Origin of the sequence: Sphingobium sp. AS12 (genome assembly GCF_019097845.1) — a bacterium.
Classification (GTDB): domain Bacteria; phylum Pseudomonadota; class Alphaproteobacteria; order Sphingomonadales; family Sphingomonadaceae; genus Sphingobium.
This window is the reverse complement of sequence record NZ_JAHRGM010000093.1, coordinates 119,269-145,051: the sequence shown is the minus strand read 5'-3', so window position 1 is coordinate 145,051 and position 25,783 is coordinate 119,269. Positions and strand designations below refer to the sequence as shown.

20 protein-coding genes are annotated in these 25,783 nt (G+C 64.3%); 19 read left to right on the top strand and 1 reads right to left on the bottom strand.

Translation table 11 applies throughout. The features are described 5' to 3' along the window. Positions 1-75: 75 nt before the first annotated feature. The 19 genes from KRZ98_RS23780 (at position 76) to KRZ98_RS23690 (ending at position 24,125) form a co-directional block, all read left to right on the top strand. Positions 76-2,211 (top strand): TonB-dependent siderophore receptor, encoded by a 2,136-nt coding sequence (locus tag KRZ98_RS23780; protein WP_217675627.1) that lies wholly within the window; start codon positions 76-78, stop codon positions 2,209-2,211. Between the two features lie 98 nt (positions 2,212-2,309). Next, positions 2,310-3,356 (top strand): PepSY domain-containing protein, encoded by a 1,047-nt coding sequence (locus KRZ98_RS23775; protein WP_217675626.1) that lies wholly within the window; start codon positions 2,310-2,312, stop codon positions 3,354-3,356. Next, positions 3,353-4,279, top strand: a complete 927-nt coding sequence (locus KRZ98_RS23770; RefSeq protein ID WP_217675625.1) for a glyoxylate/hydroxypyruvate reductase A — start codon at positions 3,353-3,355, stop codon at positions 4,277-4,279. The genes KRZ98_RS23775 and KRZ98_RS23770 overlap by 4 nt, the downstream gene beginning before the upstream one ends. 159 nt (positions 4,280-4,438) lie before the next feature. Then, on the top strand, positions 4,439-5,107 hold the full coding sequence (locus KRZ98_RS23765; protein ID WP_217675624.1) for a haloacid dehalogenase type II: 669 nt from the start codon (positions 4,439-4,441) through the stop codon (positions 5,105-5,107). A gap of 7 nt (positions 5,108-5,114) precedes the next feature. Beyond that, positions 5,115-6,401 (top strand): FAD-binding oxidoreductase, encoded by a 1,287-nt coding sequence (locus KRZ98_RS23760; RefSeq protein ID WP_217675623.1) that lies wholly within the window; start codon positions 5,115-5,117, stop codon positions 6,399-6,401. Next, positions 6,398-7,942: an ABC transporter substrate-binding protein gene (locus KRZ98_RS23755; RefSeq protein ID WP_217675622.1), complete on the top strand. Its 1,545-nt coding sequence runs from the start codon at positions 6,398-6,400 to the stop codon at positions 7,940-7,942. The genes KRZ98_RS23760 and KRZ98_RS23755 overlap by 4 nt, the downstream gene beginning before the upstream one ends. After that, positions 7,942-8,922: an ABC transporter permease gene (locus tag KRZ98_RS23750; RefSeq protein ID WP_217675620.1), complete on the top strand. Its 981-nt coding sequence runs from the start codon at positions 7,942-7,944 to the stop codon at positions 8,920-8,922. The genes KRZ98_RS23755 and KRZ98_RS23750 overlap by 1 nt, the downstream gene beginning before the upstream one ends. Next, positions 8,919-9,752: an ABC transporter permease gene (locus tag KRZ98_RS23745; protein ID WP_217675619.1), complete on the top strand. Its 834-nt coding sequence runs from the start codon at positions 8,919-8,921 to the stop codon at positions 9,750-9,752. Before KRZ98_RS23750 ends, KRZ98_RS23745 begins: the two co-directional genes overlap by 4 nt. Then, entirely contained in the window at positions 9,749-11,557 is a 1,809-nt protein-coding gene (locus KRZ98_RS23740) for an ABC transporter ATP-binding protein (protein WP_217675618.1), read from the top strand. Before KRZ98_RS23745 ends, KRZ98_RS23740 begins: the two co-directional genes overlap by 4 nt. Further along, positions 11,554-11,859, top strand: a complete 306-nt coding sequence (locus KRZ98_RS23735; protein WP_217675617.1) for a (2Fe-2S)-binding protein — start codon at positions 11,554-11,556, stop codon at positions 11,857-11,859. Before KRZ98_RS23740 ends, KRZ98_RS23735 begins: the two co-directional genes overlap by 4 nt. Next, a complete protein-coding gene (locus KRZ98_RS23730; RefSeq protein WP_217675616.1) occupies positions 11,841-13,214 on the top strand; it encodes an NAD(P)/FAD-dependent oxidoreductase in 1,374 nt (457 codons plus the stop codon). Before KRZ98_RS23735 ends, KRZ98_RS23730 begins: the two co-directional genes overlap by 19 nt. Further along, positions 13,211-14,347, top strand: a complete 1,137-nt coding sequence (locus KRZ98_RS23725; protein WP_217675615.1) for an FAD-binding oxidoreductase — start codon at positions 13,211-13,213, stop codon at positions 14,345-14,347. The genes KRZ98_RS23730 and KRZ98_RS23725 overlap by 4 nt, the downstream gene beginning before the upstream one ends. A gap of 82 nt (positions 14,348-14,429) precedes the next feature. Beyond that, entirely contained in the window at positions 14,430-17,987 is a 3,558-nt protein-coding gene (locus KRZ98_RS23720) for a CHASE domain-containing protein (RefSeq protein WP_217675614.1), read from the top strand. Between the two features lie 144 nt (positions 17,988-18,131). Continuing rightward, positions 18,132-18,782 carry a response regulator gene (locus KRZ98_RS24730; RefSeq protein WP_217675613.1) on the top strand — a complete coding sequence of 217 codons (651 nt, stop codon included), beginning with the start codon at positions 18,132-18,134 and terminating at the stop codon, positions 18,780-18,782. A 139-nt stretch (positions 18,783-18,921) separates the two neighbouring features. Next, positions 18,922-19,350, top strand: coding sequence for a DUF4402 domain-containing protein (locus KRZ98_RS23710; RefSeq protein WP_254798824.1), 429 nt, complete (start codon positions 18,922-18,924; stop codon positions 19,348-19,350). Between the two features lie 135 nt (positions 19,351-19,485). Further along, positions 19,486-19,992, top strand: a complete 507-nt coding sequence (locus KRZ98_RS23705; protein ID WP_006956594.1) for a DUF4402 domain-containing protein — start codon at positions 19,486-19,488, stop codon at positions 19,990-19,992. 73 nt (positions 19,993-20,065) lie between these two features. Continuing rightward, complete coding sequence (locus tag KRZ98_RS23700; RefSeq protein WP_217675611.1) at positions 20,066-20,533, top strand: DUF4402 domain-containing protein; 468 nt, start codon at positions 20,066-20,068, stop codon at positions 20,531-20,533. Between the two features lie 97 nt (positions 20,534-20,630). Beyond that, positions 20,631-21,449 (top strand): DUF916 domain-containing protein, encoded by an 819-nt coding sequence (locus KRZ98_RS23695; protein WP_254798823.1) that lies wholly within the window; start codon positions 20,631-20,633, stop codon positions 21,447-21,449. A 24-nt stretch (positions 21,450-21,473) separates the two neighbouring features. Next, entirely contained in the window at positions 21,474-24,125 is a 2,652-nt protein-coding gene (locus KRZ98_RS23690; protein WP_217675610.1) for a carboxypeptidase regulatory-like domain-containing protein, read from the top strand. Here KRZ98_RS23690 and KRZ98_RS23685 read toward each other — a convergent pair whose 3' ends face one another. Next, complete coding sequence (locus tag KRZ98_RS23685) at positions 24,126-25,616, bottom strand: aldehyde dehydrogenase (RefSeq protein WP_217675609.1); 1,491 nt, start codon at positions 25,614-25,616, stop codon at positions 24,126-24,128. Positions 25,617-25,783: the final 167 nt, after the last annotated feature.

Here is a 25,783-nt window from a genome sequence, read left to right as displayed (position 1 = left end):
TCGGACATAAAAAGGACCCGCCGGTCCCCGCTTCGCAGGACGTTCGGAACAGCGATTTTTTAAGGGGATTTCATCATGCGCACATCATCCACACTCCGTCTGGCACTGATCGCCAGCACCGCCGCCATCGCGCTGCCGTCTGCCGCGATCGCGCAGGCTCCCGCCGCCGAATCCAGCGACATCATCGTCACCGGTCTGAAGCGCCAATATTTTGGCGACACGCCGGTCAAGGAAATCCCGCAGGCGGTCCAGTTTCTGGAAGGCAAGCTGCTCAACGACCTGAACATCACCCGGCTCGACACCGCGCTGGAACTGGCCAGCGGCATTTCCAAGCAGAATAATTTCGGTGGCCTGTGGGACAGTTTCGCGATCCGCGGCTTTGCCGGGGACGAGAATTTTCCGAGCGGCTTCCTGGTCAACGGCTTTAACGGTGGCCGTGGTTATGGTGGCCCGCGCGATGCATCCAATGTCGAGCGGATCGAAGTGCTCAAGGGTCCCAACAGCGCGCTGTTCGGACGCGGCGAGCCGGGCGGCACGGTCAACATCGTCAGCAAGAAGCCGACGTTCAAGGAAGGCGGCAGCTTTTCGGTCGCGGGCGGAAAATGGAACACCTATCGCGTCGAGGGCGACTATAATCTGCCCATCTCCGACACGGTCGCCATCCGCCTGACCGGTGCGGTCGAAAATGCCGAAAGCTTCCGCGACACGGTGGAGACGCGCAAATATGTGCTGAACCCGTCCTTCCTGGCGAAGCTGTCGGACAAGACGATCTTCACTTACGAACTGGAATATGTGAACCAGGAAGTACCGTTCGATCGCGGCGTTCTCGCTATACCAACCGTTGCGGCCAATGGCACCATCAGCGGCTATACGCTGGGCGTCATTCCCAACACCCGTTTTCTGGGCAACCCCGGCGACGGGCCGATCGAGGTCGAAGTGCTGGGCCATCAGGCGCAGTTGCAGCATGACCTGAGCGACGACTGGGTCGTGATGCTGGGCGCGGGTTACAAGGACACCACGTTCGAGGGTTATTCGAGCGATCCTGAGCTGGTGCTGGGCCGCCAGCGGATCGACAATGACGGACGCACCCTCACCCGCCAGCGTCGTTATCGCGATTACAGCACCACCCATATGGTTTTCCGTGGCGAAATCAGCGGCAAGGCAGAAACCGGGTCGATCGTCCACAATATCCGCGTCGGCGCGGATTGGGACAAGTTCGAGATTGACCTGTTCCAGACCCGCTATCGCCCGGTCGCGGCGGACCAGTCCTATTCGATCGACATTTTCAACCCCAACTATAATATCGTGGCACCAATACCGACGGCGGTGATCCAGAATTCGATCGAAGTGCAGAAGGCCTGGGGCGTATATATTCAGGATCAGATCGAGATCACGCCGCAATTCAAGGTCCGCTTTGGTGGCCGCTATGACGATTTCAGTCAGAGTTTCAAAAATTCTGTCATTGCGAAATCCTACACCAAGTTCAGCCCGATGGCCGGTCTGGTGTTCGAGCCGACCAGCACCGTTTCGCTCTATGCCAGCTATGGCAAGGGCTTCCGTCCGAACAGCGGCCTGGGCTTCGACGGCCAGCCCTTCGCGCCCGAAATCAGCAAAAGCTATGAAGTGGGCGCGAAGTTCGTGACCACCGACGGCAAGATCACCAGCACGTTGTCGCTCTACAAGATGGAAAAGACCAACGTGCTGTCGACCGATCCGGTCAATGCAGGCTTTTCCAAGCCGGTGGGCGGGGCTGACAGCAAGGGCGTGGAATTCGACGTGAATGCCAAGCTGCCTGCCGGGTTCGAGCTGTTCCTGACCTATGCCTATACCGATGCGGGCTGGGCCAGCAATGTGTTCGACCCCAATTTCGGTGCGCCGATCCTGAAGGGCGATCCGCTGATCAATATTCCCAAACATCAGGGCAATATCCTGCTGTTCAAGAATTTCTCCATCGGCGATCATGAAGCCATGCTGGGTGGTGGCGTGAACCATGTGGGCAAGCGTCTGGGCGAGACGGCGACCAAATTCTTCCTGCCTAGCTACACCATCGCCAAGCTGATGGGATCGGTCACGATCAACGACCAGTTCAAGCTGTCAGCCAATGTCGATAATCTGTTCGACAAGAAATATTATGCCAGCTCCTATGCAGCCTTGTGGGTGCAGCCGGGCATGCCCCGTTCCTTCACGGTGCGCGGTACGTTCAACTTCTAAACAGGTGCCGGGGAGGCGTTCGCGCCTCTCTTTTCGGGCCGCCAACGACATCCCTCCTCCTGTCGTTGGCGGCCCTTTTCGTTTTTGAGGGATGCCCCATGAACCGCGCGCTGATGTTGCGCCTGCACCGGATAATCGGCCTGTCCATGGCGGCGTTCCTGCTGGTGCAGGCGCTGAGCGGAGCGATGCTGGTCTATCGCGGACCGCTGGCGCGGCTGATCGATCCGGTGGCGATGACCAGCGGCGGGACGGGACCGGAGGTTTCGGTTGGCATAGCGGTGACGCAGGCGAACCGGGCGATGGCTGGCTATCGGGTGACGCGCCTGTTTGCGCCCGATGCCGACGGGGCAAGCTGGTTCGCACAATTGGGCGATCATGACGGCGCGGTGCGCTATGCGTCGGTCGATCCGGCGGGCGGTGCGATTTTGCGATCCGGTAGCGTCCTGGCCTTTCCGGTCGAGGCGGCGCTGCAAATCCACTTTCGGTTGATGGCGGGCAAGGTTGGCATGGCGGTGGTGATCCTGAACGGCATCGCCTTGCTGGCGATGGTGGCAAGCGGCCTGGCCTATTGGTGGCCCAAGCGCGGCAAGATGGGCAAGGCGCTTGCGGTGCGCTGGACATTGTCGCCCCGGCTGGTGCTGCGCCAATGTCATCGCACCGCGGGCGTCGTGCTGAGCACCATCCTGCTGTTCATGGCGACGACGGGCCTGTTGCTGGTGGTACCCGAATGGCTGGGCAGCGGCGCAGCCAGTGCGCCCTCCGCCGCTTCGGCCGCAACGATCGACCGCAGCGTTGCGTTGGCGCAGACAGCCTTTCCCGATGCCGCGCTGCGCGACCTGCGGATCGACGGCGACCGGCTGATCGTCAACTTTCATGCGCCCGAACGCAATGCGCGCGCGATCCATCGCGTCATCGTGACGCTGGCGCAGCCGCATATCGTCAGCGCGACCCGCGCGCAGACCAACCCCGCTTTGTGGATGAGCGTGTTGCCGCTCCATGCGGGCGACGCTTTTGGCGCAGCCGGTCGGGCCGTGCTGCTGATCGTCGCGCTGGCATTGGCCGCGCTGTGCGTTTCCGGTCCTCTCATCTGGTGGCAGGCCAAGGCCGGCCGCCGTCCCGCACCCATCCGAAAGTCCATGGCATGACCCTGCTTTATACATCCGATCCCGAACGCGGGCGCATCTGGCGCGATATTTTTGAGGCCGAGGCGGCGGATATCGGCTTTGCCGATCCGGCGGACGCGCATGATCCCGCCGCCATCCGCTACCTCGCCGCGTGGAATCCATCGGTGGAGCTGATCGCGACATTGCCCGCGCTGGAAGTGCTGTTTTCGATCGGCGCGGGGATCGACCAGTTCGATATGTCGCGCCTGCCGCCCCATGTCCGCGTGGTGCGGATGATCGAACCGGGGATTGCGCAGGGCATGGTCGAATATGCGACGATGGCGGTACTGGCGCTGCATCGCAACCTGATCGACCATGGCATAGCGCAGCGCGAAGGGCGCTGGGCGCCGATCAAGCTGACGCCCGCCAGCCAGCGCCGCGTCGGCGTGATGGGGCTGGGTAATCTGGGGCAGGCGGTGCTGGGGGCGCTCCGGCCATTCGGTTTTCCGCTGTCGGGATGGAGCCGGTCGGCCCATAGCGTCGAGGGCGTCAATTGTTTTGCGGGCGCGGCGGCTTTGCCTGCCTTCCTGTCGGGCTGCGACATAGTGATTTGCCTGCTGCCGCTGACGGACGAGACGCGCGGCATTTTGTGCCGGGAGACGCTGGCGCAGCTGCCGCGCGGGGCGGGCCTGATCAATGTCGGGCGGGGCGGGCATCTGGTGGAGCAGGATCTGCTGTCCTTGCTGGACGAGCGGCATCTGTCGGGCGCGGTGCTGGACGTGTTCGACCCGGAACCGCTGCCGCAAGGTCATGCTTTCTGGGCGCATCCGCGCATCATCATGACCCCCCATGTCGCCAGCATGACCCGCGCCGACAGTGCCGCGCGCGCGCTGATCGCCAATATCCGCCGCCACCAATCGGGCGCGCCGATGGAGGGCGAAGTCGCGCGCGACCGTGGCTATTGAGGGCGCGGCAATCTATGCCGAATGGGCAGCGATAAAAGCCCCATATATGCGCCCGCCATCAAAGAAATGGGCTTCATGTTCCGGCGCGCCCATGTCGTAATGTGCCAGTCACATGGCCGCGAGGCCCAGCTTTAAGAACCCGCAAAGGACGATCCGCCGATGCCCAATTTCCGGCCCAAATATATCAGTTTCGACTGCTATGGCACGCTCACCCGTTTCCGCATGACCGAGATGGCGACCGCCTTCATGGCCGATCGCATCGACGCGGACAAACTGCCCGCCTTTTGCAAGGATTGGGGTGCTTATCGTTTCGACCAGGTGATGGGCGCCTGGGAACCCTATCAGGAAATCATCCGCAACTCGCTGCGCCGGACGTGCCAGAAATGGGGCGTCGCTTATAATGAGGCAGACGCTGACGCCGTTTACGCCGCCGTGCCGACCTGGGGTCCGCATGACGATGTAGCCGGTGGCCTCAGCCAGATTGGCGACAAGATCCCGCTCGTCATCCTCTCCAACGCAATGAACGACCAGATCCACCATAATGTGGGGATGCTCGGCGCGCCCTTCCACGCAGTCTATACCGCGCAGATGGCGCAGGCCTACAAGCCGCGGATGCAGGCGTTTGAATATATGTTCGATCAGCTGGGCGCGAACCCGGAGGATATGATGCACGTATCGTCCAGCTTCCGTTATGACCAGAACACGGCGACCGACCTGCATTTTGGCTGCCGCGTATTTGTGGGCCGGGGGCATGAGCCGTCCAACCCCTTCTATCGCGACGTGGAAATCCCGCATATCGGTTGCCTGCCGGCGGTCGTGGGTCTCTGATCATCCGATGAGCGCCGCCTCCCCCCTCTCCTACTGGCTCGCCAGCGCCCCGGCCTTTGCCGGCGGGGCGGAGGGCGGGGTCGACGGATCGGCCGATGTCGCCATTATCGGCGGCGGCTTTACCGGCCTGTCGGCGGCGCTGGCGCTGGCGCGGCGCGGCGCGAGCGTCGTGCTGCTGGAGGCCGGGCAGGTCGTGGGTGAGGCGTCGGGGCGCAATGGCGGCCAGTGCAATAATGGCACCGCGCATGATTATGGCGCGCTGTCGGCCAAGTTCGGCAAGGATGTGGCGAAGGCCTGGTATCGGGCGCATTGCGACGCGGTCGATACGGTCGAGCGGCTGGCGCGCGAGGAAGGCATTGATTGCAATTTCACCCGCTGCGGCCGGGTGAAGCTGGCAGCCAAGCCCCAACATTATGACAAGCTGGCGCGGGCGCATGACCTGCTGGCGGCGGAAGTGGACGAAAATGTCCGGCTGGTGCCGCCGGAGCGCATCCGCGACGAAGTGGGGTCCGACGCCTTTCATGGCGCGCTGATCCAGACGACGAGTGCGCAGATCCATCCCGCCCGCTTCGGCGTCGGGCTGGCGGAAGCGGCGGGGCGGGCCGGTGCGCGGATTTTTGAAGGGGCCGAGGTCATAGGACTGGATCGGCTGGCCAGCGGATGGCGGGTTACATCGGCGCGCGGGTCCGTCGCCGCGAAGCAGGTGCTGGTTGCGACCGGCGGGGCGCCTGCCGCTGCGCCATTCGGCTTTTTCCGCCGCCGGATCGTGTCGGTCGGCAGTTTCGTGATCGCGACCGAGCGGCTGGACGACGCGCTGATCGAGCGACTGCTGCCGGGACGGCGCAATTATGTAACCAGCAAGAATATCGGCAATTATTTCCGGCTGACCCCCGACAACCGCCTGATCTTCGGCGGACGCGCGCGCTTTGCGATCAGCGATCCCCGGTCCGACATGAAGAGCGGACGCATCCTTGAGGACGTGCTGGGCGAGATTTTCCCGGCGTTGAAGGGCGTGGGCGTCGATCATGTCTGGGGCGGGATGGTCGACCTGACCGCCGACCGGCTGCCGCGCGCGGGCGAGACCGACGGCCTCTATTATTCGATGGGCTATAGCGGCCATGGCGTGCAGATGGCGACGCATATGGGACAGCAGATGGCGCGCGTGATGAGCGGCGAGCCGGAGGCCAATCCCTGGGCCAATCTGGACTGGCCGAGCGTGCCGGGGCATTTTGGCAAACCATGGTTCCTGCCGCTGGTGGGGCTATGGTATAAATGGCAGGATGTAATCCATTGAGCGACATGCTTTCGCCCTTTTCCCGCCGGGACTTGATCGGTGCGGGGCTTGGCCTTGGCGCCGGGCTGCTGCTGCCCGATGGCGCGCTGGCGGCATCCAGGCCGCGCGTGGGCGGGCGCATCCGCGTCGCCAGCCTGTCCAGCTCGACCGCCGACACGCTGGACCCGGCGAAGGGCGCGCTGTCGACCGACTATGTGCGCCATTATATGTTCTATAGCGGCCTGACCCAGCTCGATCGCAACCTTGTCCCCCGCCCCGCGCTGGCCGAGCGGATGGAAAGCGCGGACCAGATCAACTGGCATGTGCGGTTGCGCAAGGGCGTGACATTCCACAATGGCGCGGAGCTGACCGCCGCCGATGTCGTCTGGTCGCTGCTGCGGCACAAGGATGCGGCCACCGGGTCGAAGATGGCGCAGATTGCCGAGCAGTTCGCGCTGGTGAAGGCGACGGGGCGGCATGAGTTGACGATCCGCCTGACCGGACCCAATGCGGATTTGCCGACCATTTTGGCGCAATCCCATTTCCTGATCCTGCGCGCGGGAACACGCGATTTTCGCACTGCCAACGGGACTGGTCCCTATATGTGCGCGCAGTTCCGGCCCGGCGTGCGGACGCTGGGACGGCGCAATCCCAATTTCTGGAAACCGGGCAAGCCCTATCTGGAAGAGATTGAACTGATCGGCATTCCCGATGAGGTCAGCCGGGTCAATGCGCTGTTGTCGGGCGACGTGCATCTGGTGATTGCGGTCAATCCACGTTCGACCAAGCGGGTCATGGCGTCGCGTGGCCATGGCCTGCTGGAAACCCAGTCGGGCCTGTACACCAACCTGATCATGCAGCAGCGGCAATTGCCGACCGGTAACCCGCATTTTGTCGCGGCGATGAAATATCTGCTCGACCGGCCATTGATCAAGCGGGCGCTCTATCGCGGCTATGCGACCATCGCCAACGATCATCCGATCCCGCCCTTCCACCCCTATTATCGCGCCGATCTGCCGCAGACCACACTCGATCTGGACAAGGCGCGCTGGCATTTGCAGCGGGCGGGCCTGTCGGGTGTGCGGCTGCCGGTCTATGCGTCGCCAGCGGCGGACGGATCGGTCGACATGGCGTCGATACTGCAGGAATATGGGTCGCGCGTGGGGTTGAAGCTGGCGGTCAACCGGGTGCCGGGCGATGGTTACTGGTCGACCCACTGGATGAAGCATCCGCTGGGCTTCGGCAATACCAACCCGCGCCCGACCGCCGACCTGCTGTTCAGCCTGTTCTACAAATCGGACGCAGCCTGGAACGAGAGCGGGTGGAACAATCCGCGGTTCGACCGGCTGTTGCTGGAGGCGCGGGGCGAGGCCGATCAGGCGCGACGCAAGCAGCTTTATGGCGAAATGCAAGGACTGGTGCGCAGCCATTGCGGTGTCGGCATCCCTGTCTTTATCAGCCTGATCGACGGTTATGACCGGCGGTTGAAGGGGTTATATCCTGTGTCTCTGGGTGGGTTGATGGGCTATCAATTTGCCGAACATGTGTGGTGGGAAGGCTGATGGCGGGCGCATCCTCCGCAAGCGGCATGAGCGCCGCGCTGACATTGATCGGCAAACGGTTCGCGTCGTCGCTACTGACGCTGCTGCTGGTATCGCTGACGATTTTCGTGATCGCGCAACTGCTGCCCGGCGATGCGGCGCAGGAAGCGCTGGGGCAGAGCGCCACGGCCGAACAGGTCGCCGCGCTACGCCATGAAATGGGCCTCGATCGCCCCGCCCATATCCGTTACGCCAGCTGGCTGACGGGCATGGTGAGCGGCGATCCGGGCCAGTCAATGGTCGCCAACATGCCAGTGGCGGAGGTGATTGCCGAACGACTGCCCAACAGCCTGCTGCTGGCCGCGCTGAGCGCATTGGTCGCGGTGCCGGTCGCGCTGGCCATCGGCATTGGGTCGGCGATGAACCGGGGCGGACGGATCGACCGGGCGCTCAACATCGTCACCCTGTCGATGGTCGCGGTGCCGGAATTTCTGGTGGCGACGGTTGCGGTGCTGATTTTCTCGGTAAAGCTGCGCTGGCTGCCCTCCATCGCCCTGGTGGCGGATGACATGACGTGGGGCGAATATCTGCGCGGGGTTGCGATGCCGATCCTGACGCTGAGCATCATCGTCATCGCGCAAATGGCGCGGATGACGCGCGCGGCGGTGATCGACCAGATGGACCGGCCCTATGTCGAAATGGCGGTGCTGAAAGGCGTCGCGCCGGTGCGGATTGTGATGCGGCACATCATGCCCAATGCGATCGCGCCGATCGTCAACGCGATGGCCCTGAGCCTCTCCTACCTGCTGGGCGGGGCGGTGATCGTGGAGACCATCTTCAACTATCCGGGGCTGGCGAGCCTGATGGTCAACGCCGTTACCAGCCGCGACATGCCGCTGTTGCAGGCGTGCGCGATGATCTTCTGCGCCGCCTATCTGATCCTGATGCTGATCGCGGATGTCACCGCGATCCTGGCCAACCCCAGGTTGCGTGCGCAATGATCGCTTCTGCTTTCCAACGGGCCAAAGCCCTTCCGCTATCAGGCAAGGTCGGCCTGGCGCTCGTCATTTTCTGGTTGGCTGTCGCCTTGTTCGGGCCGATGTTCGCCCCCTATCCGGTTGGCGCGTTCGTCGCCTATGACGTGTTCGACGGACAGTCGGCGAAACACTGGCTGGGCAGCGATTATCTGGGCCGCGATGTGCTGAGCCGGTTGCTGTCGGGCGCGCGCTATACCGTCGGGCTGGCGGCGGCGGCGGCTTTGCTGGCCAGCAGCACCGGCACTGCATTGGCGCTGACGGCGGCGGTGGGCGGCACCAAGGTTGATGAGCCGCTGTCGCGCTTCATGGACATGCTGATTTCGATCCCGTCCAAGATTTTCTCGCTGGTGCTGGTCGCGGCGTTCGGGTCGTCGCTGGGGCTGCTGCTGCTGATCGCGGCCTTCACCTATGTGCCGGGCAATTACCGGATCGCGCGGGCGCTGGCAGTCAATCTGGCGCAGATGGATTATGTGCAGGTGGCGCGCGCGCGGGGCGAAGGACGCTTCCACATCGCCATCGCCGAAATATTGCCCAATATGATCCACCCGCTGCTTGCCGATTTCGGGCTGCGCTTCGTGTTCATCGTGCTGTTGCTGTCCGGTCTGTCCTTCCTGGGCCTGGGCGTGCAGCCGCCCGACGCCGATCTGGGGTCGCTGGTGCGCGAGAATATTTCGGGGCTGGGCGAAGGGGCACTGGCGATTTTAGCGCCGGCGGTCGCGATTGCGACGCTGACCGTGGGGGTTAACCTGTTGATCGACGCGATCGGCTTTTCGGGCAAGGGGAAAGGCCGATGAGCGAGGCTCCTCACGTCGAGGTAAAAGGCCTGACCGTCACCGCGCGCAATGCGGCGGGGGAGATGTTCCCGATCGTCAGCGACATCGACTTCGCGTTGCGGCGCGGCGAAGTGCTGGCGCTGATCGGCGAGAGCGGGTCGGGCAAGACGACGATCGCCCTGACATTGCTGGGCCATGCCCGGCCCGGCGCGACGATTTCCGGCGGGTCGATCCGCGTGGGCGATGCGGAACTGACCAAGCTGGACCGCAGCGCGCTGGCGCAACTGCGCGGCAATCGCATCGCCTATATCGCGCAATCGGCAGCCTCGGCGTTCAACCCGTCGCGCACGATCATGGATCAGGTGATCGAACCCGCGCTGATCCACGACCTGATGCCCCGCGCGCAGGCGGAGGCCAAGGCGGTCGAGCTGTTCCGCGCGCTCGCCCTGCCCTTCCCCGACACGATCGGCGTGCGATACCCGCATCAATTGTCCGGTGGGCAGTTGCAGCGGCTGATGGCGGCGATGGCGCTGATCACCGATCCTGAACTGGTGATATTGGACGAGCCGACCACGGCGCTGGACGTGACCACCCAGATCGAGGTGCTGCGCGCGTTCAAGGCGGTGGTGCTGGAGCGGGGGGCGACCGCCATCTATGTGTCGCATGACCTGGCCGTGGTCGCGCAGATGGCCGACCAGATCGTCGTGCTGAGCCAGGGGCGCATCCGCGAGGCAGGAGCAGCAGCGCAGATCCTCCACGCGCCGGCCGATGATTATACCAGGACGCTGATGGCGGCGGCGCATCCCGCGATCCGCCCTGCGCCCGAAAAAATCGCCCTGCCCGCTGCGCCGCTGCTGGAAATACGGGGGCTGACGGCGGGCTATGGCAAGATCGGCAAGGATGGTCGCCCGCGCATTCCGGTGCTGCGCGACATCAATCTGACGATCGAGCGCGGTGCGACTTTGGGCGTGATCGGCGAAAGCGGGTCGGGCAAGTCGACCATCGCGCGGGTTATCGCCGGGCTGCTACCGCCAGCCAGCGGTCAGGTGCTGCTGGATGGCGAGGTGTTGCCGCCGGGATTGCAGGGACGCAGTCGGGATCAGTTCCGCCGGGTGCAACTGGTGTTCCAGAATGCCGACACGGCGCTTAATCCCGCGCATAGCGTCGGGCGGATATTGGCGCGGCCGCTGGCCTTCTACCATGACCTGAAAGGCAATGCCGCGCGGATGCGGGTGCTGGAACTGCTGGACCTCATCCGCCTGCCCGCCACGCTGATCGACCGGCCGATCGGCGGTTTGTCGGGCGGGCAGAAGCAGCGGATCAATCTGGCGCGGGCGCTGGCGGCCGATCCGCAGCTGATCCTGTGCGATGAGGTGACGTCGGCGCTCGATACGGTAGTGGGCGCGGCGATATTGGAGCTGATGGCGGAATTGCGCCGGGAGCTGGGCATCGCGACGATGTTCATCAGCCATGATATTTCGACGGTGCGGGCGATTTGCGACGATATCCTCGTCCTCTATTCGGGCACGATGGTGGAGACGGGACCGCGCGCCGCATTCGGGGTTGCGCCCTTCCATCCCTATACCGACCTGCTGATCGGATCGGTGCCGGAAATGCGCGCGGGCTGGCTGGAGGAAAGCCATGCCGGGGCCGCGCCGCCGCCGATCGGGGGGACGGGCGATCATCCTGACCTCTGCCGTTTCCTGCCGCGCTGCGCCGCGCGGGTGGATGGCCTCTGTAACACCACGCCCCCGCCCCGCCGCCCACTGGCCAAGGGCAGCCAGATATTGTGCCATCATGGAGATGAAAGTTTGATCCCCTCATGAGCCGCTTCGTTCGTCTGGGCGAAACCGACCGCCCCATCATTACCGTGCATGTCGATGGCAAACCCGTCGACGCGCTGGAGGGCGACACGCTGATGGTTGCCCTGTTGAGCAGCGGCAGCATGTTGCGCCAGTCCGAGTTCGGGCCGGAAAAGCGGGCCGGTTTCTGCCTGATGGGGGCGTGTCAGGACTGCTGGGTGTGGACGGAAAGCGGTGATCGGCTGCGCGCCTGTTCGACGCTGGCGGCATCGGGCCAGCAAATAGTCACCAGCCAGCCGGGGGCGTCATGGTCGAACCACGCATAATTATCGTCGGGGCCGGGCCAGCGGGGACACGCGCGGCGGAAGCCTGCGTGCAGGCGGGGATTCGTCCGATCGTTCTGGACGAAGGGCGGCGCGATGGCGGGCAGATTTATCGCCGCCAGCCCGACAACTTCACCCGGCCCTATGCCAAGCTCTACGGCAGCGAGGCCGGGCGGGCGCAGGCGCTGCACGAGACGTTCGACGGGCTGAAAGGCAAGATCGATTATCGGCCCGAAACATTGGTGTGGAATATTGCGGGCGGGCAAGTCTGGACAGCGAGCCAGACATATCAGGACGCGCTGCCCTATGATGCGCTATTGCTCTGCACCGGGGCGACCGATCGGCTGATGCCGGTCAAGGGCTGGCAGTTTGCAGGCAGCTACAGTCTGGGCGGGGCGCAGGTGGCTTTGAAAAGCCAGGCCGTGTCGATCGGGCACAAGGTCGTGTTCATGGGATCGGGACCGCTGCTTTATCTGGTCGCCAGCCAATATGTCGAGGCGGGCGCCCACGTCGTCGCGGTGCTGGATACAGCGCCCTATAGCGCGCGGATCAAGGCGCTGCCCGATCTGCTGGCGGTGCCGTCCGTGCTGTGGAATGGCGTGGCGCTGACGATGAAGCTGAAGCGCGCGGGCGTGGCGGTGTATAATGGCATCAAGCCTATGGAAATAAACGGTAATGCAGCCGAAGGCGTGAGCGGCATCCGGTTTCGCACCGGGGCGGGAGTCGAGCAGCAGGTCGCCTGCGACGCGGTGGCGATGGGGCATCATTTGCGGCCGGAAACCCAACTGGCCGATCTGGCGCGCTGCGCCTTCGTTTTCGATCCTGTGACGCGGCAATGGCTGCCGGAGCGGGACGGCGACGGGCGGTCGAGCGTGGCGGGCATCTATCTGGCGGGCGATGGCGCGAAGATATTGGGCGCGCGGTCGGCGGAGGCGAGCGGGCGACTGGGCGCGCTGGCGGCACTGGCCGATCTGGGCCTGCCGGTGGACAAGGGCGAGATGGCGTCGTTGCGCGGCGATGTCGGCACTTATGCGAAATTTGCGCGCGGTCTGGCCAAGGCATTTCCCTGGCCTTCGGAACAAGCATCGCAATTGCCGGACGACGCACTGCTGTGCCGATGCGAGGGGGTGACGGCGGGCGACTTGCGGGCTGTGATGCGCGAGACGGGCGCGCAGGAAGCGAACCGGGCCAAGGCGTTCAGCCGGGTCGGCATGGGGCGGTGCCAGGGGCGCTATTGCGGGCTGGCAGCGGCCGAGCTGATTGCAGCGGAAGCCGATATTCCGGTCGAACAGGTCGGGCGGTTGCGCGCCCAGGCTCCGGTCAAGCCGCTGACCATCGCGATTGGAGACGATCAATGAGCGGGGCCAGCGACGTCATCATCGTGGGCGGCGGGCTGATGGGATCATCGGCGGCCCTGTTCCTGCGCGGCCATGGCCTGTCTGTCACCCTGCTGGAAACCGACCTGATCGGCCGGCAGGCGAGCGGGACCAATTTCGGCAATGTGCGGCGGCAGGGGCGGCCCATCCACCAGTTGCCGCTGGCCAATCGCGCTATCGCCATCTGGCGGCAATCGCGCGAATTGCTGGGGGCGGATGTCGAATATCTCCAGTCCGGTCATATCCGCGTCTGCTATCGTGAGCGGCCCGAACTGGTGGGGTCGATGGAGGAATATGCCGCCAACGCGCGCGCGGAAGGGCTGGAGCTGGAATTGCTGAGCGGCAATGCGCTGCGCGACCAATTCCCCTTCTTCGGGCCGGACGTGCTGGCCGGTTCCTATTCGGCGACAGATGGTCACGCCAATCCACGGCTGGCGGCACCTGCCTTTGCGCGGGCTGCGGCGCGGCTGGGCGCGGTGATCCATGAAAATACGAAGATCGTCGACGCACAGAAGGTCGGCGAGGATTTCATCGTCACCGCAGCGGACGGGCGGACGTTTCGCGCGCCCATCCTGCTGATAACGGCGGGGGCGTGGGGTAATGCTTTGTCGTCGCAGTTCGGCGAGCCGGTTCCCATCGTGCCCAAAGGCCCGAACATGAGCGTGACCGAGCCGGTTCCCTACAGCATCCTGCCCGCCGTTGGCGTGATGACCCCGCTGGAAGAGGAAACCGTCTATTTCCGGCAGGTCGCGCGCGGCAATATCGTGCTGGGGGGCAGTACGCGGGGACCATCCTTCCCCGACCAGTATCGCGCCTATGTCGAGCCGCAAAATACGCTCAGCCAGTTGAAGCATATCCGGCGCCTCGCCCCACAGCTGGGGAAGCTGAACATCATCCGGGTGTGGTCCGGTATCGAAGGCTATATGCCCGACAGCCAGCCGGTGATGGGACCAAGCGCGACGACCAGCGGGCTATATTATGCGTTCGGCTTTTCGGGGTCTGGATTCCAGATCGGGCCGGGCGTCGGCGAGACGATGGCGGAAATCATCGCCAAGGGCGCGACCGACATTCCGATCCAGCCCTATCGCATCGAACGGTTCGCCACGCCGTCCTGACATTGCCGATTGCGCGCGACCCCCTATAAGCGGGAATCCAGACGGGCCGGAACCACGCCGCCCTGCCTGTGCCGGGGGCAAGATGGAGCAACAAGGCAGCCGGGCGTTGACCGGAGGTGACCGGACGGTGCGCGGGGGCCGATTTGCGCCGCGCGCCGTGATGCTGAATGCTGGGCTGGCGCTGGTCTATTGCGTCACCGGATGGCTGGGCCTGAAAATGGCGATCCCGCCCGGCTATGCGACTTTGATCTGGCCAGCGTCGGGCATTGCGGTGGCCGCCATCCTGATTTTCGGGCGTGCGCTTTGGCCGGGCGTTGCGGTCGGTTCGTTCGTCGTCAATGCCGCCATCGGCATGATGCGGATGGAGACGGCGGGCCTGCCGCTGATCCTGTCCAACGCACTATGCATCGCGATCGGATCGACATTGCAGGCGCTGATCGCCGGCAACATCGTGCGCGTCCGGTTCGGGACGCCGATCCGGCTGACATCGGCGAGCGATGTTGCGGTGATGGCAGCGCTGATCTGTCCTCTGGCCTGTCTGGTCGCGCCAAGCATTGGCGTCGCCACGCTCTACCTGAACCACACGATCCCGGCCGCGGCGATTGCCAAAAGCTGGACGACCTGGTGGGCCGGCGACCTGCTGGGCGTGCTGATCGTAACCCCGGTCATCATGCTCAGTCCCTGGAAGGGATGGCGGATATTGTGGCGCGGGGAGCCGATTGCGCATTATACTGCCACGATGAGCGCCGTCATGATGGTCATGATCGGCGGCACATTGACTGCGTGGAAAGTCACATCCGAATTTGTCCATGACCGCAACCAGGCCAGCTTCGCCGTGCTGGCGCGGGAGAATGAGCGGGCGTTGCAGTACCGGCTGGAAGCCTATGCCCGCAGCCTGGATGGCGCAGCAGCGCTGTTTGCTGCGTCAGACGACATTACTCCGGAGGACTGGCGCGCCTATGTTACCGCGCTGGACATGGGTACATTCCTGCCCGGCCTGAACGGCATGGGCTATATCCGTCCTCTGGACGCTGCGCAGTTGCCGGACTTCCTGCAAAAGCAGCAACAGGCGTTCCCCGGCTATCGCATCCATCCCGACAGCGGGGCCGCCTTGCGCGGCGTCATTGCCCAGATCGAGCCGGTCGCGGCCAACCGCGCGGCCATGGGGCTGGACATATTGGCCGATGCCCGACGGCGATCCGCTGCGCTGCACGCGCGCGACACCGGCAAGGCAACGATCACCCGGCGCATCATATTGGTGCAGGACAAGCAGCAACGCCCCGGCTTCCTGCTGTTGCGACCGCTCTATCGCGCCGACCTGCCCCATGCCACCGTGGATCAGCGGCGCAGGGCGCTGATCGCGTGGATCTATGCGCCATTCATCGCCAGCCGCCTGATGGAAGGATTGACGCAAAGCCAGGGGCGTTCGATCGACATCCATATTTTCGATGGTCCTGTGGCGGACATGGATGACACCATCTATGCCAGCGCGGCCAAGGACGATCACAAACCCCATTATAGCGTAACCCGGACCCTGTTGCTGATGGAACAGCGATGGACGGTGCGCTGGACCAGCACGCCCCAGTTCGAGGGGAGCGTATCGACCAGCGAGGGGTGGCTGGTGCTGGTGTGTGGACTGGCGATCAGCTGGATATTCGGCATATTGGCGCTGTCCTACATCCGGCGTGAGACCTATGCGCTGCGGCAGGTGGCGATCAAGACCAGCGAGTTGATGGAGCGCGAAGCGGGGCTCCAGCGCGCGGTCGGCGCACTGGAGGAAAGCGAACGGCATTTTTCCGCGCTCGCCAGCCTGTCGCCCGCGGGAATTTTCCGCACCGATGATCTGGGTTTCTGCAATTTTGCCAATGATGCCTGGTTGAAAACCACCGGCCTGTCGCGCGGCGCGGTGATGGGCGTGGGGTGGATGGGGGCGATCCATCCTGATGATCGCGAGAAGATACGCGCGCAATGGCGATCCGCCGTTTCGCAAGGGCTGACGTGGCGGGTGGAGTTACGCTTTTGCCACAGCGATGGCGGCATCTGCTGGGTCGATCTGATCTGCGGCCCGGAAATGGATGCGCAGGGCCAGCTGATCGGCCTGATCGGGGTTGGCACCGACATTAGCCGACGCAAAGAGCTGGAACAGGAAAATGAGAATGCGCTGGTGCGCGCCGAACAGGCCGCCAATGCCAAGGCAGTGTTCCTGGCGAATATGAGCCATGAAATCCGCACGCCCATGAACGGTGTGATCGGCTTTACCGAATTGCTGTTGCAGGATGAACCACGTCATGCACAGCGCACCAAGCTGGAGTTGATCCTGGAATCCAGCCAATCGATGATGGAGTTGCTGAACGACATATTGGATTTTTCGCGGATCGAGGCGGGCCAGATGGCGCTGGAACCCGAACCGGTGAACCTGCGGAAAAAATTGCAGGCGAGTGTCGCCGCGCTACATGCGCTGGCAGAGCGCAAGGCGTTGCCCGTGTCCGTCATCGTCGATCCGGCATTGCCGCAGATGATATTGTGCGACCGGTTGCGACTGCGCCAGATCATCGTCAACCTGTTGGCCAATGCGATCAAATTTACCCATGAGGGGCATATCACCATTCGGGCGGTCAGGCTGCCTGGTGCCATGCTGCGGATAGCGGTGGAGGATACCGGCATCGGCATCGCCCGCGACCGGCAGACCGCGATCTTTCAGGAATTTGTGCAGGCGCATGGCGGGTCCGCGCAACGCCATGGCGGATCGGGCCTTGGCCTGGCGATATGCGACCAGCTGGCGCGGCTGATGGGCGGACATATTCTGCTGCGCAGCGATTTGGGTGAAGGCACCATCGTCGCGCTTCAGATACCGCTGGTGGCAGCGCAAGATGAGGCGGTGGCGGCGGCACCCCCTGCCCAGCCAGATCGGGTCAAGGGCGTGGTCGCGCGCCGCATCCTGCTGGTCGAAGATCATGACATCAATCAGCTGCTGGTGTCGGAAATGCTGGAACGGCTGGGCCATGATGTCACAATCGCGACCAATGGTGTCGAAGCGATCACCAAGGTGGACGACGCCCATGCACGCGGATTGCCCTATGCGCTGGTTTTGATGGACCTGCGTATGCCGCACATGGATGGGTTGACGGCGGCGCGCAAGTTGCGAAGGCGGGGACACAGCGCCGATCAGCTGCCGATCATCGCGATCAGCGCCAATGCCTATGCCGACGACATCGCCGCCTGTTTGGACGCCGGGATGCAGGGGCATGTGGCGAAACCCGTGCGGCTAGGCGAATTGCAGGCGGTGCTGGAGCCGTGGCTGCGCGCCGGTAACGACCATCGGGTGGCGGATGGATCCTCTCCATCCCCGTCGTCGGCGCCCCGGCTGGCGCACATGTATCGCGAACGGCTGGACAATATCGCTGCACAGTTCGCCAACGCCGCCGCACCCGATGGCCTGACCAGCGAGGCGAAGGCTGATCTGCGCACCGCGATGCACCAGCTGGCAGGAACGGCGGGCCTGTTCGAGAGTGCGACGACGACCAGCGCGCTGCGAGAGCTTTATGAGGCGCTGGATGGTTGGTCCGACAGGCAATGGCCGCAACAGATTCGCGAGGCCGCCAGTCGATTCGCGACGATCACAGCGCGGATGGACCGGTGATTTAACGCTACCATTACTGACAGGAAGGATTCTGTCCCCCTGTGGGGCGATCCTGTGCCGGTTTTGCACCCCAGAATGCTTGATGGCGTCATGCAGTTCCGCTAGCGCAAGTATATAACAAATGTTTAACAGGCTGGGGTCGGCGTGATACATAAGGTTTATGTCGTCGATGACGATGAACTAACATGCGTTGCGTTACGCGACATGCTGGAAATCGTGCCGGGAATCGATGTCGAACTGTTCGAGTCCGGCACGCAGTTCCTCGACGCCATGCCGGTCGCTGGCGGGCTGTTGCTGATGGACGTCTATATGCCCGGCCTGGACGGGTTCGAGACGATCGCAAAGCTGGAAACGAAGCGCAGCCTGTTTCCCACCATCATGATGTCGGGCAAGGGCGAGATTCGCCAGGCGGTGCAGGCGATCAAGATGGGGGCGGTCGACTATCTGGAAAAGCCGTGCCAGCCCCAAGCGCTCTATGCCGCAGTCAAGGCCGGGCTGGACCAGCTGAAAGCCGTACTGAACGACCAGAGCGCCAGCGCCGACGCGCAGCAGCGCATCGCGGGCCTTTCCGAACGGGAAAGCGAACTGTTGCGGTTGCTGGTCAGCGGCATGACCAACAAGGACGCGGCCGAGCAAATGGGGATCAGCGTGCGCACTGCCGAAGCCCATCGCGCCAAACTGATGCTGAAGCTGGGCGCGGACAATTTCACCGATGTGATGCGGCTGGCCTATGCGTCTGGCTTTGTGACGCTGAACCCGGACAATGGCGTCTCGCCAGCGCTGCAACAGGCTTAACGTTGCGGTAAGCATTTATGCTTACGTATTTATACCAATTCGCGGGCACAACGGCGCAATGCGGGATGGCAGCATCATTTCATACCCCTTGATGCGGGTCATCCTGTTCGCCGGAGCCATGGCTTGTTCCAGCCTTGCCATGGTTCATACAGCGAATGCCGCCTCTGGCGGCGCGGCGGTGACGATCATCCGGTCGTTATCGGCGACCCAGGAAGAATCGCTCGATTTCGGGCGTATTCTTCCTGCGGCGCGCGATGGCATGGTAACAGTGCGGCCCGATGGCGGGACCGAATGTAACGGCGTTACGCTGTGTCTAGGCGAGGGCAAGCCTGCGCTGTTCCGGCTGACCGGCGCTGAAATGCCCCTGGCGGTGTCGATCGACCCGGTGGTCGCGATGACGGGACCGGATGCCGCGCATGTGATGGTGACTTTGTTGCCGTCCGGGCCGGTGGTGATGGCCAGCCCGGCCGGCACAGCCTATGCCGTGGGCGGGCAGATGATCGTGGCAGCGGGAACACCGCCGGGCATCTATGCCGGGCAATATAATATTAGCTTTGAATATCAGTAGTTTATAGGGAAATTCTTGCCCGTTCACATGGTTAATGGCGGCTTTACCATGCCCATTAGCCTTAGATAGACGGACATTCCCTATCCATATCCCTGTCGGAGCTGGAATGCCGACGCAATCCAAGGGGTATATCATATGACCAAGAAATCCGTTCAGGCCTTGGGCCTGACTGCCATGCTGTTTGCTGGCGCCGCACTTTCGATCGAACCGGCCCATGCCGCATCCGCCACCGGCGATGCGACGGTCAAGATCCTGAGCGCTATCACCGTGACCAAATCGTCGGACCTGGACTTTGGCAAGATCGTGCCGTCGGCGGCTGCTGCCACCGTCGCCATTGCCGAAGATAATAGCCGCGTGTGCGGTAGCGGCCTGTCCTGCTTTGGCACGACGACGGCGGGCGCTTTTGCGGTCACCGGCACGGCGAACGAAACCGTCAGCGTCGCGATCGACAATCCGTCGATCACCCTGACAGATGGCGGTTCCAACAGCATGGCCGTGGCTTTGGCCACGACGACGTCGGCGATGACCCTGTCGGGCACTGGCGCGGGCAGCTTCAAGGTGGCGGGCACGCTGAACGTCGGCGCCAATCAGGTTGCTGGTTCCTATTCGGGCCAATATTCGGTTTCGGTTTCCTATCAGTAAAATCATGGTCGGCCGGGGCGGCGCATTAGCGCCGTACCCTTGCCGCGCCGATGCCGGAGGGGAGGACAGGGTGATGCGTGCAATGCCCGCCATGGCGGCGATTGCCGTAAGCCTGTTCCCCCTGCCCGGTCAGCTCGCGCTGGCCGACACGCGCAAATCTGCGCCGATTGTCGAGGCCGCGACCGACATCAGTTTCGGGATAATCGCGGCCACATCATCGGGCGGCACGATCACGCTGACGCCATCGGGCGTCACGCGCTGCTCCGTCGGGCTGCAATGTCTGGGCGGCGAACGGACCGGGCTATTCTATGTCACCGGGCCGAAAGATTATATGGTCGGCATCCTGCTGACCCCCGCGCAGCTGACCACCGCGCGCGGCGACGCCATGCTGGCGATCCCCAAGGCGTCGCAATCAACGATGGTGCTGAACCCCGGCAAACGCAAAAATCAGTTTAGCGTCGGCGGTACACTCACCCTGTCGGCGGCGCAGCCCGAAGGGGCGTACATCGGCAGCTATGAGGTGATGGTCGAATATTTCTGATCGTCGCCACCACATGGTTAGCGAGTTGCTAACCAATTTTCGTCATCCCTGACCCTTGCGGCCCGCTGGACACGATGCCGCTGACATGGGGTATTATATGAAACGCATTATGATGATGGTGGCGATGGCCGCCAGCCATGCGCTTGCGCCGACGATCGCGCAGGCAGCCGCCGGCGACCTGCTGGTCGCGCCCACCCGCCTGATCATGGCGCCCAATAGCGGCGGCGAAGTGGTGGTGAACAATACCGGCGACAGGGCGACGACCTACCGCATATCGCTGGTGCTGCGAAAGATGACGGCGCAAGGGACGATTGAATCGGTCGATGAAGCGACCGCGTCGCAACGGGATGCCGCCGCGCTGGACCTGATCACCTATGCCCCGCGCAAGATCACGCTGGCGCCGCAGCAATCGCAGACGGTGCGAATTGGCGTGCGCGTGCCGCCGACCATGCCGGGCGGCGAATATCGCGCGCACCTGCTGTTCCGCGCCGTGCCGGACGTCGCCGATGCCGCCGCGCCGCAACCCGCCACGGACGGCATGTCGATCAGCCTGACGCCCATTTACGGCGTGACCATTCCGGTGATCGTGCGCGTGGGTGAACCCAAGGGCAGCGCGAGCCTGAGCAACGCCCGGCTGAGCGTGCAGGAGGGGCAGGCGCAACTGGATGTCGACCTGATGCGCGCAGGTGAGCGATCCGTCTATGGCACGCTGGACCTGATGCAAAGCGACGGCAAGACGCCGATCGCGACGATCAAGGGCGTCGCCGCCTATCCCGAAGTAGCGCAGCGGCACATCATGCTGCCGGTCGACAGGGCGGCGCTGGCGCGGGCGACAGGGCCGCTCAAGGTGCGGTTCGTGGAAACGGACCCGGCGTCGGGCGGGGCGGTGAGCGAAGCGCCCGTGGCGCGGCCCTGACGCCAGACCACCGGGCGAAGTCCGATGAACGCGCAGCCCCGGCTGTGGCGTATCCTGCTGTCATGCCTGCTGGTCCTGCTGCTGCTCTGCGCGGGTCCGGCGATGGCGACGGCCGCCACGCTGTCCTCCGACGACGCGCTGTTGTTTGACGCGCGGGTCGGATCGCTGTCGGTTGGCAACGGCATCCGCGCCTTTGCGGTCGAGGAGTCGATATGCCTGGATCTGGGCGATGTCATCGACGCGCTGAAGATCGCGGTGGTGCCGAGCGAGGACAAGCGCCGGGCGGAAGGCTGGGCATTCGATGAGGCGCGGCACATCGCCATCGATCGCGACAAGGGCGAGGCGCGGTTCGGCACGGAATATATGCGGCTGGGTTCGGGCGACATTTATGACAGCCGGTCGGGATGGTGTGTAGCAACGCCCGCGCTGGGCCGCTGGCTGGGTGTCAGCTTCGAGGCCGACACGACCAATGCGATCCTGACAATCACATCGCCCACCCCCCTGCCCATCGAAGCGGCGCTGCGCCGGACGGCGGCGGCGGAACGGCTGGCGACCAGGGCGCAGCCGCAGACCGCGGGGCTGGAACGGCGCGCCTTTCACTATCGACTGTGGCGTATGCCCGCGCTGGATGCGTCGCTGTCAGCCGGGTGGCAGCGCGACGCGAAGAGCGCGCAGACGCGGGCAACGCGCTATGAAATGCTGGCGACGGGCGAACTGGCCTATGCGTCGGTCGAAGCGCGGCTGGCATCCGACGCGCACGGGATGCCCGACAGCCTGCGGTTGCGGCTGTACCGGGCCGATCCCGATGGGCAATTGCTGGGTCCGGTCGGCGCGACGCAGGCGGCCATCGGGGATGTCGACAGTTTTGCCGTGCCGCTGGTCGCCGGGTCCGCCAGCGGGCGCGGCGTGGCGCTGACCAACCGGCCGCTGGATGCTATCGGCGAATTTGACAAGGTGGCGTTGACCGGGCTGTTGCCGCTGGGGTGGGACGCGGAACTCTATCGCAACGGCGAATTGCTGCGCGTGACACCTGGCGATGCGGCGGGGCGCTATGCCTTTCGCGACATTGCGTTGCGCCATGGCGTCAATGTGCTGGAAGTGGTGCGATATGGCCCGCAGGGGCAAGTGCGGCGTGAGCGGCGGGTCTATAATATCGCCGCGCAATCGCCGGGACCGGGCGAAACATGGTGGTCCACGACATTGGTGCAGGGCAATCACGACCTGCTACGCTTCGGGGCAAGCCGCCCGACCCCGGCATCGGGATGGCGCGGCACCATGGCGGTGGACCATGGGCTGGGCCGGGGGGCGTCGGTCGGTGCGGCGGTCATGCGTGCGCCGTCCTCAAGCGGCAGCGCGGATTTTGCGCATCTCAATCTGCGCGGCGGGCTGGCAGGAATGCTGGGGGAACTATCCTGGGCCGGACGCAAGGGCGGCGGTGCGGCGATGCGCACGTCGGTCGTGGGCGATATCTTCAAGACGAGCGTTGCCGTGGAGGCGGTGCGCAATCGCGGCTTGCTGTCCGACCGGATCGATCCGGCGCTACGATCCTCCATCGGGGTTGCGATCGACCGGCCGGTTCATGCCGCGGGGCTGATCCTGCCGGTTCATTTCGACCTGCGATCGACCCGGCAGCGCAGCGGACAAGGGATGGAGGCAAATGGTCGCCTGTCCGTAGCGACGCGCAGCGTGTCAGCCAGCCTGGTCGGCGGGTGGAGCCGGTTCAGGGCGACCGCCGGAACGGCGCGCGACAGTGCGACGGCGGGACTGCTGGTGAGCGGGCGGGCAGGCAAGATACGCTTGCGCGGCGAAGTGCATTGGCGACTGGCGCCCGATCCGGCGCTGATGGGGGTGCAACTGACCGCGAACCGGGCGCTGGGTGCCGCCGACATGGTGCAGATTTCCGCCAATTATGCCGCAGGTGACGATAGGCTCGCGATCGACGCGGCCTATGCGCGCGATTTCGGCCCGGCGGCGTTGACGCTGAACCTGTCAGGCGACAGCCGCCGCGCCTTTGCCGTCGGGCTGGGGCTGACATTCAGCGTCGGGCCGGGTGGCGATGGGCGGTTCGGGCGCGTGCGTTCAGCGTCACAGGCGCGCGGCGGCGCGCTGCTGGTGCGGGCCTTTCACGATCTGGACGGCAACGGGCGGCGTGATGCGGGCGAGCCGCCCTTCCCTGATCCGGTCGGCGTGCTGGTGAACGACATGCCGCTGCCAGCGCGCCTGCGCGACGAGGCGGCCGAGGGCACGGAACTGGACGGGCTAAGCCCCGCTACTCCGGTCAAGATTGCGCTGGACGAAGCGTCGCTGTCCGATCCGTTCGACATAGCAAGCAATCCCGGCATCCTCGTCACCCCACGCGCGGGGTTGCGCGAAGTGGTGGAATTGGGCGTGTCGCCCTCCGCCGCGGTAGAGGGGATGCTGGCGATGGACGGGCGGGCGCTGGCGGGGGAGATGATGGAATTGCAGACGATGGACGGCGCAACCGCCTATCGCGCCCGCACCGAATTTGACGGCATGTTCAGTTTCGAGCGGGTCCGTTATGGCCGTTACCGTTTGAAAGTGGCGCAGGGCCGCCACGCCCATGTCGAGCAGATCGTCGAACTGGGGCAGGCGCGCAGCATCGCGCGGCTGGGCGTGATCGACGTGCGTACGGCGGCGCAGATGGCCGCGCGCTGATCAGAATTCGATCAGCGCCACCTTGGTCTTGAGATTGGCAACATAGGCTTCACGGCCCAGATCCTTGCCTATGCCCGATTGCTTGAAGCCGCCGGTGGGCAGGATGAAATCATTGCTGCGGCCATAGCGGTTGACCCAGACGGTGCCGGCCTCCAGCGCACGGGTGGCGCGCAGGGCGCGGGTCAGGTCGCTGGTGTGGACGCCCGCCGCCAGCCCATAGGCGCTGTCATTGGCCAGCGCATAGGCCTCCATTTCGTCGGCGAAGGTCTGGACGGTCAGCACGGGGCCGAAAATTTCGCCCTGTACCGCTTCGCTATGCTGCGCAGCATTTTGCAGCAAAGTGGGCAGAAAAAAGCTGCCATCCTGTGGTGCGGTGGCGCGGCTGCCGCCGGTCAGCACCTCTGCCCCATCGGCCACAGCGCGCTGGACGATGCCGTCGATCCGGTCGAGCTGGCCTTCGGAAATGATCGGGCCTAGCGTGCTGTCGCTGGCCCAGGTCGGTCCCGCCTTGTGCGCGGCGAAGGCCGTCATGATGCGGTCGATCACCTGATCGGCGACACCCTCCTGCACCAGCAGGCGCGATCCCGCGACGCAGACTTGCCCGGCGTTGAGCGTGATCGCGCGGGCAACGATGGCCGATGCCTTGTCCAGCCCTGCGTCGGCGAAGATGATCTGCGGGCTTTTGCCGCCCAGTTCCAGCGTCACCGGCTTTGGCCCGGTCTGGGCGCAGGCGGTCATGATCGCTGCGCCCGTAGCCGTCGATCCGGTGAAGGTGACTTTCGCGACTTCAGGACGCCGCACCAGCGGATCGCCGACGCTGCGCCCGTCGCCCTGGACGATGTTGAAGATGCCCGCGGGCAGCCCGGCCTCGATCGCCAGTTCGGCGAGACGCACGATGCTGAACGGCGTCATTTCCGACGGCTTCAACACGATGCTGTTGCCCGCCGCAATGGCAGGCGCGATTTTCCAGGCGGCCATCACCAGTGGCAGGTTCCAGGGCGCAATCGCCGCGACGACGCCATAGGGTTCGTGGATGGTAAGGCCCAGCTTGTCCGGAGTGGTCGCCGCGACTTCGCCGCCGATCTTGTCCGCCCATTCAGCGAAGAAGCGGACGGTTTCAGCGGTGTAGCTGACGTCCCAGGCGCGGATTTCGTGGATCATCCGGGTGGAGCCGAGCGCTTCGAGCGGCGCAAGCGTCTCCATGTCCGCCTCAATGAGGTCGGCCCAGCGGCGCAACACCCGCATCCGCCCGCGCGGATCGATCTGCGCCCAGCCGCTGTTCTTATAGGCGCGCTGGGCGTCCTCGACGGCTTCACCCAATTGCGCGTCGTCCACACTGTCGAGATCGGCATAGACCCGCCCGTCCGATGGCCGCCGCACGGGGATCGCCTGCCCACGCCCGATAACGCGCCGCCCGCCGATAAAATTGCTGCCCTGTGGCAAGGCGATCAGATCGGGGTTGAAAACATCCACTGCGCGGCTCTCCTTCATGCAGGCTGATAACAGAATATGGATCGCGCGCGGCATGTGTTGCAGTTGCGCGGGAAAGTCTGCGCGATAATCTTCCAAAATCAGGGCGAAGGCAGCAGCCAATGCTTGAGGGCGCCGATTAAGGTTGCCCCCAAGTGATTCCTAATCAGGGCAGGCGGACGACCCTT